This is a genomic window from Granulosicoccus sp. 3-233, assembly GCF_052681095.1.
In genome coordinates this window covers 292,733-305,596 of the sequence record NZ_JBQYLE010000001.1, presented here as the reverse complement: position 1 = coordinate 305,596, position 12,864 = coordinate 292,733, and the positions used below count along the sequence as shown (strand labels likewise).

Genomic DNA, 12,864 nt, shown 5'->3' with positions numbered 1-12,864 from the left:
GTGCTCTGCACGTCATGTTGATAGCATTGAGACCATGCTGAAAGAATTCTTCTCCTACTACCGCCCCTGGCTTGGCCTGTTCTGGCTTGACTTCGGATCTGCGGTGGTTGCCGGAATGCTCGAACTGGCCTTCCCGCTGGCGGTAACCGGCTTCATCGACCACCTGTTGCCGCAAGGCGATCTGACACTGACCCTGCTTGCCGCCATCGGTCTGATGCTGATCTACTCTCTGACCGCTGGGCTGATTTCCATCGTGACCTACTGGGGCCATATGCTCGGCATCAACATCGAAACCGAAATGCGCCGTCGAGCCTTTGCCCATCTGCAGAAGCTCTCATGGAGTTACTTCGACAAGCAGCGCACCGGAAGACTGGTGTCACTGGTCACACGCGACCTTGAGGAAATCGGCGAAGTCGCGCATCACGGTCCGGAGGATCTGTTCATCGCAGTCATGACATTCCTCGGCGCCTTTGCCCTGATGCTGTGGATCAATGTGGAACTGGCATTGCTCAGCGGCCTGATCGTGCCACTGTCGGTGGTGCTGACCACCATCGCAGGTGGCAAGATGACACGAACATGGCGCGCCATCTACGCGCGGGTTGGCAACTTCAACGTCAGACTGGAAGAGAACATCAGCGGCATTCGCGTGGTGCAGTCCTTTGCCAATGAGCAACATGAAAACGAGCTCTTTGCCAGGGACAACCATGGCTATCGCAAGACCAAGCTCGAAGCCTATCGTGTCATGGCGGCCGCCACTTCCATTCAGTACCTTGGCATGCGCGCGGTGCAAGTGGTCATCATGGTCGCGGGTGCCTACATGGTCATGCAGGGCACGCTCACCACCGGTGGATTTGTCGGTTTTCTGTTGCTGGTCGGGGTTTTCTTCAGGCCACTGGACAAGATCGCATCGGTCATCGAGTCCTACCCTCGTGGCATCGCCGGTTTCCGGCGCTACCTCGAACTGCTTGACACTCGGGCCGACATCGCCGATCTGCCGCAGGCAAAACCGGTCTCCACGCTGGACGGCAACATCCGCTTCGATCACGTGACCTTTGCCTATGGCGAGGACGGGGATGTATTACGCGACATCCATCTCGACATCAGAGCCGGCGAGACCGTTGCCTTCGTGGGCCCTTCGGGTGCCGGCAAGACGACCCTGCTGACCCTGATACCTCGTTTCTACGAAGTGGACAGTGGCGAGATATCCATCGACGGTATCCCGCTGCGAAACATGACGCTGGAAAGTCTGCGCGAACAGGTCGGCATCGTCTCCCAGGACGTACTGCTGTTTGGCGGCACCCTGCGCGAGAACATCGCCTACGCCAGGCTCGATGCCAGTGAGGAGGAGATTCTCGAGGCAGCCCATCACGCCATGCTCGACGCCACGATTGCCAACATGCCTGATGGTCTCGATACGGTTGTCGGCGAACGCGGTCTACGCCTGTCCGGCGGACAGAAACAACGAGTCGCCATTGCACGGGCCTTCCTGCGCAACCCCTCCATTCTGATTCTCGACGAGGCCACTTCCGCTCTTGACACCGAAACCGAACGGGAAATCCAGAGCGCACTCGGCAAGCTGTCCGCGGGTCGGACCACGCTGATCATCGCGCATCGCCTGGGCACCATCCGGCACGCAGATCGCATCGTCGTCATGGAAGAAGGACGCATCACCGAAACAGGCCATCACGCCGAGTTGATGCAGACTGGCGGGCGTTACAGCCGGCTGCAGGCGGCCAGTGGTCTGGATCGTGTCTACTCCTGACCCGGGTCGTCAGGAGTCAGCGCAGCGGACAACGGCCCCGGTGACAAACACACACGACCGCTCTTCGGTGCCGCTGCACCGTATCGATAGTGCCTTCTCGATCAGTACCTCAAGACCCGGCGTATTGCCGACCTTGCATGATCGATGTGTCAGACAGCTGCATCCTCGAGCACTTCCATTGCCACGACACGGCGAACGAAGTTCGCCATGCCTTCAGGGCCGGACTGACGATCTTTCATGTGTATGCAGACATCCGGCCGAAGCGTCGCCACAACCCCCACCAGATCGCCTCTGATGTTGTCAGGCAGACCCGCCCCGACAATGACGCAGCGGATATTCGGTTCGGATTTCAGTTGACGCTCCACTTCCTGACGGTCATGAGCACCCAACCATTCGATAGGCAGATCCTGCAACTGGGTGGTCACGTCGTCAACCACACTGGGAAGACGCCCCACCAAAAGGACAACCGGCTTCATGGTCCCCTCCATTCGTGTACATCCACTGACAACTCTACCACCGGGGATCGACTTCCACCAGATCGGCAAGCTCACTGCCGGTTTCCCGGCACTCTCCGACGCCGTCCGGATGGCAATGACGGCCCTTGCCAGACTGACGCAGTGGTGCACCGCTCACAGACTCGGGTAAAGAGTGATTTCACACTCTCAGATAGCTTGTCATCAGTGAAAACAACTCCGCCTGTGAGGAAATACTGCACTTTCGATACAGCTGCTTGCGGAACACCTTGACCGTCTGCGGACTGATCTCCAGACATAACCCGATGGAAATCGTACTGTGTCCCCTCAGAATCAACAGCGCCACCTCGCACTGACGCTTGCTCAGACTGATTCCCCGATGTTCCTTCAGTTGAGCCTGCAGGTGATGCAACAGCGTCTCATCGGTATAGTCTCCACTTGACGTCAGGTGTTTCCACTGCACGGTCATGAGACTGCATACGATACTGCTCAGATTCCGGGCCGTATTCAGGTCACGCGCGGAAAAACTGCTGCCGGAGCTCTTGTCCCTGCCCAGGCACACTTGCACCGAAACCCCCGTGGGCAGCGCGACATGAAAGCAGGCCTCATCGGTCATGGTGGTGCCAGAATAGTACTTTGCATGATATTCGTTGCGACGAAAGCTGTCAGGCGCACAATCACGCAAGCGATAAAGGCCCGGGGCCGACTTGTTGACATGCAGGTCGTGAAAGGGGTCCAGCAGATAGATTCCCGAGAGATAGTCGCCTTCCATGTGCTCATGCACCTCCCTGACTCGGGAATGACTGAAGAACACATCCGGTTTACCCGTCTGGTAGTAGGCCAGAATCGTCCCGTTGTCGATCTCCAGACAACGACACAGCCAGGCGTACAGCAACTCGGAAAATGACGGTGTACCGAGAGCCTCGATGGCTACCGCCAGATGCTCATGCGTGGTATTGGTCAGCGTGAACAAGATACCCCCTTAGGGGTATATACCCCCTGATTCAATGCTTCTAGTATAAACACAAGCCTTTCAGGGGGTATACCGAGAGCGCATGCACAGACCAGACAACGCTATCGATATCCGGAATGCGGTCAAACGCTACGGAACATTCACGGCACTCAAGGAAATTTCACTCTCCATCAGGGACAACGAGTTCTTCACCCTGCTGGGACCATCCGGCTGCGGCAAGACCACATTGCTGCGCATGATTGCAGGCTTCGAGGACGTGACCGACGGATCCATTCATCTGTTCGGCCAGGAAATCGAGAATCTGCCACCCAACAAACGACCGGTGAACACGGTATTCCAGAATTATGCACTATTCCCGCATCTGAATATCCTCGACAACGTGGCTTTCGGTCTGGAGATGAAGGGCTCCAGCAAGAGCGAGGCACGCCATCGTGCCGGCCAGATGCTCGACCTGGTGCGACTGACCGATTTCTCGGCTCGCAAGCCGTCACAATTGTCCGGCGGGCAACAGCAACGGGTTGCACTGGCTCGCGCGCTGGCGCCCCAGCCGAAGGTTCTGCTGCTGGACGAGCCGCTGTCGGCACTGGACCTGAAGCTGCGCAAGGCCATGCAACTCGAACTCAAGCATCTGCAGCGGGAAACCGGCATCACCTTCATCTTCGTCACACACGATCAGGAAGAAGCACTGACCATGTCCGATCGCATTGCCGTGATGTCCGCGGGCAATCTGCAACAGCTGGGCTCACCGAGGGAGATCTACGAGACGCCGCGCAATGTTTTCGTTGCAGACTTCATCGGCGAGACCAATCTGCTGGAAGTACAAGTCGACAACATCCACGATGGCCAGGCCACTTGCCATCTGGGCGGCGGACACGAACTGCAATGCAAGGCCGTTCAGGGAGTCGCTGCCGGTGCCAATGTTCATGTATCCCTGCGCCCCGAACGCATCTTCATCAGCGAGATGCCTGCCGAGAGCAGGAGCATGAAGGGCAAGGTTGTCGAGAACATATTCGTGGGTACGGACATCTCCACCATCGTCGATCTCGACGAAGGCCCCAGCTTCACGGTTCGTACCGCCAATTCGGATCGTGGCAGCAAGGGCATCTTCGAACCCGGCAGCAATGTCTTCATCAACCTGGAGCAGGGAGCCGCCCGGCTCCTGATGGACTGATGGCTGCGGATGCTCAGGCCGGCGGGGTCGTCGGCAATACCTACGAGAAGGCGCGAACCTGGTTGCTCCTGCCCTCCTGGCTGGTACTTCTGGGGCTGTCGCTGATTCCCGTGGTACTGATGCTTGTCTATTCCTTTCTGACCAAGGAATTTCGTGGCGGCGTCATCTGGGAGTTCAGCCTGACAGCCTACGATCAGTTCTTCCTTGATCGTGGACTGTTCGGTGATGAGCCCCCAAGCATCGAATGGACATACATCGCGATCTTCTGGCGCTCCTTCTGGCAGGCCGGTTCCGCCACGTTGCTGAGTCTGATCATCGGTTTTCCAACGGCCTGTTTCATTGCCACCCGCCCTGCCGCATCCCGCGCCTTCTGGGTATTTCTGGTCACCATCCCCTATTGGGTAAACCTGCTGATACGCACCGTGTCCATGAAGTTCCTGCTGCGAGATCAGGGCCCGTTGAACGAGGCCCTGTTGACGCTCGGTCTGATTGACAGCCCCTTGCAGATCATCAATACCAACCTTGCAGTACAGCTGGGGCTCTTCTACTCCTACCTGCCGTTCATGGTGCTGCCCATCTATGCTGCAGTGGAGCGATACGATTTTTCATTGAGTGAAGCTGCGGCAGACCTTTACGCATCAAAATGGATGACCCTGCGACGGGTACTCCTGCCAGCAGTGAAGCCGGGAATCATAGCTGGCTGCATTCTGGTATTCGTGCCGTCTCTGGGCTCCTTTCTGGCGCCTGATCTTCTCGGTGGTGCCAGGAACTTCATGATCGGGTCACTGATCGAGGAGCAGTTCAAGGGCAACGCCGGCAACTGGCCATTCGGTGCCGCCGCATCGATGATTCTGCTCAGCCTGGTCTTGATCATTCTCATCCTGTTTGCTCGCCAGCAATCGCAGCGTGAACGACTGGAGAATTGACTCGAATGGCTACTCTCTCCACCAGGTTCGATGTTCGCTCCTACACCGGATTCAGGGCGATGACACTGTTGTGTCTGACCATCCTGTATGCCCCCTTGCTGGTTGTCACGATCTACAGTTTCAACTCATCCAACTCGATTGCGGTCTGGGAGAGCTTCTCACTGCGCTGGTATGTCGATGTGTTCACCGGACCCGAAAGCGCCAAGTTCAAGCAGGCTGCCTGGAACAGTCTTCTCATTGCCATCATCGCCGCAACCGTGGCGACATCCATTGCAACACTGGCTGCCACCGGCATGATTCGCGCCGGCAGATTCAGGTTGCGCAGCCTGTCCTTCGGATTGATCTCATTACCTCTGATGGTGCCGGAAATCGTCACCGCGGTGGCCACTCTGATCTTCTTCAACGCGATCGGATTCGACCGCGGCCTCATGACCATCGTGCTTGCCCACATCGCCTTCTGCATTCCATTTGCGTATCTGCCCATTTCAGCGCGCATGCAAGGCATCGATGACAGCTACGAGCAGGCCGCTCTCGATCTGTATGCCACCCGAACGCAGGCATTCACCCGAATACTGCTGCCCCTGATGGCACCGGGCATCATCTCCGGCTTTCTGCTCGCCTTCATCGTCTCCCTGGACGACTTCATCATCACGAACTTCGTCAAGGGTGCGGGTGTCGAGACCCTGCCGACCGCCATCTTCGGAGCCGTCAAACAGGGCATAAAACCCAACATCATGGCCATTTCCACACTGTTGCTGGCCGTATCGGTGTGCATGGTCACCCTTTCCTACTTCGTCAGCAAGTCCGACAAGACCACCTGAACCAACTGGAGTCACGATATGAAAAAATTTCTGCTTCCGATAGCGACCGCTTCCGTGCTGGCCCTGACGGGCATGCCCGCACAAGCAGACGGAAAAGTGGTTGTCTACCACTGGTTCGAGTACATGCCGCAGGAACTGATAGAGAAGTTCACGGCTGAAACGGGCATCGAAGTGGTCATGGATACCTTCGACTCCAATGAGTCCCTGCTGGCATCACTCAAGGCGGGTGGCATCGGCACCTACGATGTGGCAGTACCCGGTGACTACATGGTGAAGATCATGGCCGGTGAAGGACTGCTGGACACCATTGCCGAAGACGAACTGAGCAACAAGGGCAATATACAGGCGCAATGGCTCGATGTCGGATTCGACCCTGGCCGGCAGCATTCCATTCCCTACCAGTGGGGCTCCACATCCTTCTCGGTCAATCGCGATGAATTCTCGGGGGATATCAACACCACTGACATCCTCTTCAATCCGCCGGAAGAGTTGTCCGGCAAGATCAATGTACTTGACAGCCAGGGAGAAGTCATGGCAATGGCCGCTCTGCACATGGGTATCGAACAGTGCTCGACCGATCGTGACAAGCTCAAGGCCCTGAATGCCATGCTGGAGGAGGCCAAGGGACACTGGGCTTCTTTCAATTCCGACACCGCGAAGGAAGTTCTGGTCTCCGGTGATGCCGCGGTCGGCATGATCTACAGCGGCTTCTCGGCCAAGGGACGCGAAGAAGGTGCAAACATCGAATATGCATTTCCGACGCAAGGCTACATTGCCTGGATGGACAACGTCGTTCTGCTCAAGGATGCGCCCAATCGCGAAAACGCTCTGACCTTCATGGACTTTCTGCTGGAACCCGAAAATGCGGCCGCCGTGACCAACTTTGCTCGCTATGCGGCCGGTGTCGACGGCGTGTCGGACCTGCTTGACGAAGCGCTGCGTACGCTGCCTGAAGGCAACCCGCCAGGCTCGGCGGGACCGGCCGTCTTTGTCGAAGTCTGCGACGAGCAGACACAGGCGGTCTATGACCAGATCTGGACCAATGTGAAGAAATAGCCTCACCGCAGTACAAGACCGGCGGCCGACTGCCCGATTGCGTGCGGCGGCCGCGCTACATCATGCCCCGATGCCAGCAGCGCAGCGGCACCCCACCCGATTACAACACCAGGCTTGCAGACCATGTCACTCGCTATTGATATCACCACCGATGGCGTCCTCACCTCGGACACCCACCTCGTACAGTCCTTTGCCGACCTGAACGCTCTGAAGCAGAGAGATGCCCGTACCGTGATTGTCGGGGCTGAAGGTGCCCATGTGACCGACAGTGAAGGCAACCGATTGATCGACGGTATCGGTGGCCTGTGGTGCGTCAACGTCGGCCACAAGCGACAGGAGATCATCGACGCCATCACCGAGCAGCTGAACACGCTGGATTTCTACTCCACTTTCTACAACTTCACGCACCCCACGGCGGCAGCTCTGGCCGGCAAGATTGCCGAGCTCGCCCCGGGACATCTGAACACGGTACATTTCGGCAACTCCGGCTCCGTGGCCAACGACACGGCCATCCGCATCCTGCATCACTATTACAACCGCCTGGGCAAGCCGTCCAAGAAGCTGATTCTCAGCCGTCATGGTGCTTACCACGGATCCACCTACCTGGCCATGACCATGACCACCCCTGTCTATTCGCAAGGCTGGGACACGGCCCCCGGGCTGGTGCATCATCTGCGTCTTCCTCACCACTGGCGTGAAGGTGACGGCATGAGCGAAGCGGAGTTCCTCGATTCCCTGCTGGAAGATGCCCGCACACGCATCGAGGCGCTTGGCGCCGAGAACATCGCCTGCTTCATCGCCGAACCGATCCAAGGTGCCGGCGGCCTCATCGTGCCACCGGAGGGCTACCACGTCAGAATGGCCGAGCTGTGCCGCCAGTACGACATCAAGTACATTGCCGATGAAGTCGTGACGGCATTCGGTCGTCTGGGACACTTCTTCGCATCGAAAGATGTCTTTGGCATGCAGCCTGACATCATCACCACAGCCAAGGGTCTGACGTCCGGATATCAGCCCCTGTCGGCCACGATCATCAGCGACGAGATACATGAAGTCATCTCCGAGGAAGGAGCCATCTTCTTTCATGGCATGACCTACTCGGGACATCCTGCCGCTGCCGCCGCCGCCCTGGCCAATATCGCGCTGATGGAAAACGAGAAGATCCCCGAACGCGTCAGAACGACCGGCAAGCGCTTCGAGAACAATCTGCGCGGCCTGGCAGATCTGGAACTGGTGGGCGAGGTACGCGGCAGCCATTTCATGATGGGCCTTGAATTCGTCAAGGACAAGGAACACAAGACACCTTTCGCACCGACGGAAATGATCGGTCAGAAAGTCGCTCAGGCGGCGCAGAAACGTGGTCTCATTGCACGGCCACTGGGCAACATCCTGATTCTGTCCCCCACCCTGATCATGAGCGAAGCGCAGATCGACCAGACCGCCGACATACTGCGCGAGAGCATTGCCGACGTTCAGGGAAAGCTCTGAGATGGGCGCAATGACACGCAAGTGCTCCACACGGATGCTGCCATGCCAGTAGAACACACCGATGTGCTGGTGATCGGCGCCGGACAAGCCGGTATAGCCGCCAGTGAACACCTGAGCAAGGCAGGCATCCGCCATCGGGTACTGGAGCGCGCGCGGATTGCCGAACGATGGCGATCGGAACGCTGGGACTCCCTGGTGGCCAACGGTCCTGCCTGGCATGATCGTTTCCCGGGCCTTGAGTTCTCGGGCATTGCCGCCGATGCCTTCGTGCCGAAGGAGCAAGTCGCCGATTACTTTGTCGAATACGCCAGCAGAATCGACGCGCCAATCCGCGAAGGCGTGACGGTGACGGCGGTTCGTCGCAAGCCGAACAGTGCAGGATTCGTCGCGCAAACCTCGGCGGGAGAGGTGCAGGCGCGCTATGTCATCTGTGCCACCGGTGCATTTCAACATCCGCTGGTTCCAGCCATCGTGCCGACCCGCGATGGACTGACGCAGATGCATTCAACGCAATACCGCAACCCGCAGGATTTGCCCGAAGGCAATGTACTGGTGGTTGGCGCTGGTTCCTCGGGTGTGCAGATCGCCACTGAGATCCTGCAATCGGGACGCAGAACCCTGCTCTCGGTCGGCTCCCATGACCGCCCGCCACGTCGCTATCGCGAGCGTGATTTCTGTTGGTGGCTCGGTGTTCTGAACCTGTGGGATGCCGAGGCCTCGGAGCAGTCAAGCCACACCACCATTGCAGTCAGCGGCGCAGATGGCGGCTATACCATCGACTTTCGCGACCTTGCCCATCAGGGCATGACCCTGCTGGGTCTGACCGAACGCCATGATGATGGGGTACTGCACTTCGCCGACAATCTGGCGGACAATATTCGTCAGGGCGACGCGAACTATCTGGCCCTGCTGGACCTGGCTGATGCCTACGTCGAGCGCAATGGACTGGACCTGCCGGAGGATCCGGAGGCACGAGTGCTGGGGCCTGACCCCACCTGCATGACCGAGCCCCTGCACAGCCTCGACCTGCGCGCCGAAGGCATCACGACGATCATCTGGGCGACCGGCTTCAGCGTAGACTATGGCTGGCTGCAGGTGGACGCACTGGATGATGACGGCCGTCCCCGACACAAACGCGGTGTCTCGACGGAACCAGGCGTGTATTTTCTGGGACTGCCCTGGCAATCCCGACGAGGTTCATCCTTCATCTGGGGTGTCTGGCACGATGCCAGCTTCGTGGTCGACCATATCCGCAAACAGGAAGGCTATCTGACGTATCAGGGCCGCGCCGAACGACTGGGCACGCCGACAAAAGGACAATGAGATGACGCATACACGAATCCGCAAGTTCAATACCTCTGACACCTATCCGGAGCAGAAGCTGGACAACGATCTGTGCCAGGCGGTGGTCGCTCGCGGGGCAACCGTCTTCCTGCGCGGCCAGTGTCCGCAGGATCTGGATACCGCCGTCAATATCGACAGTCACGATCCCGTCGAACAGACCCACAAGGTCATGCAGAACATCCAGCAACTGATTGGCGAAGCCGGTGGCGAAATGGATCATCTGTGCAAGGTGGTTGTCTATATCACCGACGTGCGCCACCGGGAAGCAATCTACCGGACCATGGGTGAATACATCAGAAATATACATCCGGTATCCACCGGTCTCTGTGTCTCGGCGCTGGCACGGCCGGAATGGCTGGTCGAGATCGACGCCACCTTCGTGATTCCCGACTGAGGCCTGTCATGACTTTCTCGATTGTTGGACGTTGCGCGAACAGCGGCCAGTTCGGCATGGCCATCGCCTCATCGTCACCGGCGGTTGCCGCTCGTTGCGCCTTTGCCCGAGCCGGTGTCGGCGCGGTGGCCACACAGAATGTCACCAATCCGGCTCTCGGACCTCTCGTGTTGTCGCATCTGGCCGCAGGCTTGTCGGCCACCGATGCCCTGAACAGAGCCATGGCCGATGAAGCGTATCCCGATCATCGCCAGCTACTGGTCATCGACTCATCAGGTGCAACGGCACAGCATTCGGGACAAAATGCCCTGGGCATCTGGAGCTCGGCAAGCGGCAATGAGTGTGCCTCGGGCGGCAATCTTCTGGCCAACGAGTCCATCCCTTCAGCCATCACCCGGGGATTCGAAAGCGCCAGTGGCTCACTGGGTGATCGTCTCGTTCAGGCCATGCAGGCAGGCCTGGCGGCCGGTGGCGAGGCAGGACCGATCCATTCCGCCGGGCTGTTGATCGTCGCCGAACAGGATTGGCCTTACGCCGAACTGCGCTGTGACTGGACCGAGGACTGCCCGATAGCCGCCATCGCAACTGCTTGGGAAGTGTACAAGCCGCAGGCCGATGACTATGTCACTCGCGCACTGGATCCGACGGCGGCACCGTCCTATGGCGTACCTGGAGACGAATAACGCTTGTAGTCGACTGGCGGACATCGGCCTGCATTCATCAAGCTGCTCCAGAGGTTTGCCGCGCCGGCTTGCCGGACACCCCGATAACCGTGAACACCGTCAGCACGCTGGCCAGTGCCACCAACCAGAAAACACCATTGGCGGCACCCTGATCCAGAAGAAACCCGAACAGCAGCGGTGCAATGATGCCGCCCAGATTGAAGCCGGTCGAGACGAAGCCGAACACCGTGCCAGCCTGCCCTGCCGGTGTGAGCGAACGTATCAGCATGTCGCGTGAAGGAGCGATGGCTCCACTGGCGAATCCGCACAGGGCAAACAGGATGCCGCTGAGCAGGATTCCCGGTGTCGTCCAGGCCAGAAGTGCAATCCCTGCCCCGATGCCGAGCAGACAGGCCACGATGGTCTTCTGCAAATCGCCCTGTCCATCGGCGATGCGCCCACCCACCAGCACACCCAGTGGTGAAGCAAACAGCCAGGCGGATATCAGCGTTCCCGCCAGGGTCAGACTGAATCCCTGCTGTTCATGCAAGGCCGTGACGCCAAAGCCCGTCACCCCTCGACCGATCAGCGTCAGGCCGATGAAAAAGGCCACCGACATCAGGATCGGACGGGACAGCAGCAATTGACGACGGGTCATCACAGCGTCAGCCGGGTTTGCGACAGGTGTACCTGTCGCCGATTCCGTCACTTCGCGTTCTGCCGGAGCCGACTCTCGCATCGTTGCCACTCCTGCGTTTCCAGAACTCAGCCAGTCACGTCGCAAGTACAAGGCTGCTGCCACACCAACGCCAAGCAGGCCGCAGATGAACAGCGCCTGTTGCCAACCAAACACTGAAGCCAGCAGCAGCACGGTCAATGGCGCCAAAGCCTCACCCAGATGACCTGAAGCCGTGTGATAGGAAAATGCGCGTCCCATCCTCTCGGGACGCGCTACCTCGTTCAGGATGGCGTAATCGGCCGGGTGGTACACCGCGTTTCCCAGCCCGGCAACAGCCATGAAAAGAACGAAGGCCCCATACACCGGCCATACCCCCAACAGGGAGAAAGCCAGTCCCTCCAAAGTCAGTCCGGCGATAAGTACCCAGCCGGCCCCCAGGCGATCTACCAGAATCCCCATCGGCGCCTGGGCCAGCCCTGTCATTAGGCTGAACATGGTGATGCCGAACCCCAGCTGGGTGTAGCTCGTCTGCATGGCATCGGCTATCACCGGCAGCAAAGGCGGTAGCAGCAGCATGTAGAAATGACTGAAGAAGTGAGCAACACAGATCAGTCCAATGGCCCAGCGAGCCGTGCGCTGCATGGGGAAATCCGAAGAGGAAACTGCCAAGGCGCACTCCCGATGCTGGCTGACTCACAGCGGCTGCAAACATATATTGCATCTTGTCAGTTTTTCAGCGTGAGCGCCAGCACGGCAGCCGACGAAAGCCTCAGCCGCTATCGGTACACCATGCCTCATCGACCCTGTGACAGGGGTCAGGCTGACAAAGAACAGTCCCTTGTCGACAACTCGAACCCACTGATGCACCTGTCGTTGCCAAGCTGCCGTCAGAGGCCCGTCTCCAGCAAACTACCGTGCCAACAAGTGAGCAACTAACCTGTCGAGCAAGAAAAGTGAGCGGATCAGGCCCCCGGATACTTGACTTGCTGGCATTCCTCGAAGTGTTTTATGCACATCACCCTCTCATGCGCCAACCAGAGAGTCATGTCATTGACGAATTCCCTTTCACATTTCCAAGTCTTTGTTTTATAACACTATTTTTGTTGATCAAAAAA

The 12,864-nt window shown here is 58.4% G+C and carries 13 protein-coding genes; 9 read left to right on the top strand and 4 right to left on the bottom strand.

Going from position 1 to position 12,864, the window contains the following annotated elements; genetic code table 11:
- Nucleotides 1–34 precede the first annotated feature (34 nt).
- The gene (locus ACUNV4_RS01375; RefSeq protein WP_430876687.1) at nucleotides 35–1,762 is read left to right on the top strand and encodes an ABC transporter ATP-binding protein; all 1,728 of its coding nucleotides are present in this window, start codon (nucleotides 35–37) and stop codon (nucleotides 1,760–1,762) included.
- Between the two features lie 149 nt (nucleotides 1,763–1,911).
- Here the strand turns inward: ACUNV4_RS01375 and ACUNV4_RS01370 are convergent, their stop codons facing one another.
- From ACUNV4_RS01370 to ACUNV4_RS01360, 3 genes are read right to left on the bottom strand one after another with little or no spacing between them, the layout of a single operon-like run.
- Nucleotides 1,912–2,238, bottom strand: a complete 327-nt coding sequence (locus ACUNV4_RS01370) for a hypothetical protein (RefSeq protein WP_430876686.1) — start codon at nucleotides 2,236–2,238, stop codon at nucleotides 1,912–1,914.
- 34 nt (nucleotides 2,239–2,272) lie between these two features.
- A complete protein-coding gene (locus ACUNV4_RS01365) occupies nucleotides 2,273–2,395 on the bottom strand; it encodes a hypothetical protein (protein WP_430876685.1) in 123 nt (40 codons plus the stop codon).
- 21 nt (nucleotides 2,396–2,416) lie between these two features.
- Nucleotides 2,417–3,208 carry a helix-turn-helix domain-containing protein gene (locus ACUNV4_RS01360; protein ID WP_430876684.1) on the bottom strand — a complete coding sequence of 264 codons (792 nt, stop codon included), beginning with the start codon at nucleotides 3,206–3,208 and terminating at the stop codon, nucleotides 2,417–2,419.
- Between the two features lie 82 nt (nucleotides 3,209–3,290).
- On the opposite strand from ACUNV4_RS01360, the gene ACUNV4_RS01355 reads away from it, so the two are divergent.
- The 8 genes from ACUNV4_RS01355 to ACUNV4_RS01320 all read left to right on the top strand — a co-directional run bounded on the left by ACUNV4_RS01355 (nucleotide 3,291) and on the right by ACUNV4_RS01320 (nucleotide 11,091).
- Nucleotides 3,291–4,379, top strand: a complete 1,089-nt coding sequence (locus tag ACUNV4_RS01355; protein ID WP_430876683.1) for an ABC transporter ATP-binding protein — start codon at nucleotides 3,291–3,293, stop codon at nucleotides 4,377–4,379.
- The gene (locus ACUNV4_RS01350; RefSeq protein ID WP_430876682.1) at nucleotides 4,379–5,305 is read left to right on the top strand and encodes an ABC transporter permease; all 927 of its coding nucleotides are present in this window, start codon (nucleotides 4,379–4,381) and stop codon (nucleotides 5,303–5,305) included. Before ACUNV4_RS01355 ends, ACUNV4_RS01350 begins: the two co-directional genes overlap by 1 nt.
- A 5-nt stretch (nucleotides 5,306–5,310) precedes the next feature.
- Nucleotides 5,311–6,126 carry an ABC transporter permease gene (locus ACUNV4_RS01345; protein WP_430876681.1) on the top strand — a complete coding sequence of 272 codons (816 nt, stop codon included), beginning with the start codon at nucleotides 5,311–5,313 and terminating at the stop codon, nucleotides 6,124–6,126.
- A gap of 18 nt (nucleotides 6,127–6,144) precedes the next feature.
- The gene (locus tag ACUNV4_RS01340) at nucleotides 6,145–7,182 is read left to right on the top strand and encodes an extracellular solute-binding protein (RefSeq protein WP_430876680.1); all 1,038 of its coding nucleotides are present in this window, start codon (nucleotides 6,145–6,147) and stop codon (nucleotides 7,180–7,182) included.
- Nucleotides 7,183–7,305: 123 nt separating this feature from the next.
- A complete protein-coding gene (locus tag ACUNV4_RS01335; RefSeq protein WP_430876679.1) occupies nucleotides 7,306–8,670 on the top strand; it encodes an aminotransferase class III-fold pyridoxal phosphate-dependent enzyme in 1,365 nt (454 codons plus the stop codon).
- A gap of 42 nt (nucleotides 8,671–8,712) precedes the next feature.
- On the top strand, nucleotides 8,713–9,993 hold the full coding sequence (locus tag ACUNV4_RS01330; protein WP_430876678.1) for a flavin-containing monooxygenase: 1,281 nt from the start codon (nucleotides 8,713–8,715) through the stop codon (nucleotides 9,991–9,993).
- A gap of 1 nt (nucleotide 9,994) precedes the next feature.
- Nucleotides 9,995–10,408 carry a RidA family protein gene (locus tag ACUNV4_RS01325; RefSeq protein WP_430876677.1) on the top strand — a complete coding sequence of 138 codons (414 nt, stop codon included), beginning with the start codon at nucleotides 9,995–9,997 and terminating at the stop codon, nucleotides 10,406–10,408.
- 8 nt (nucleotides 10,409–10,416) lie between these two features.
- The gene (locus tag ACUNV4_RS01320) at nucleotides 10,417–11,091 is read left to right on the top strand and encodes a DUF1028 domain-containing protein (protein WP_430876676.1); all 675 of its coding nucleotides are present in this window, start codon (nucleotides 10,417–10,419) and stop codon (nucleotides 11,089–11,091) included.
- A gap of 37 nt (nucleotides 11,092–11,128) precedes the next feature.
- Here the strand turns inward: ACUNV4_RS01320 and ACUNV4_RS01315 are convergent, their stop codons facing one another.
- A complete protein-coding gene (locus ACUNV4_RS01315) occupies nucleotides 11,129–12,418 on the bottom strand; it encodes an MFS transporter (RefSeq protein ID WP_430876675.1) in 1,290 nt (429 codons plus the stop codon).
- Between the last annotated feature and the right edge of the window lie 446 nt (nucleotides 12,419–12,864).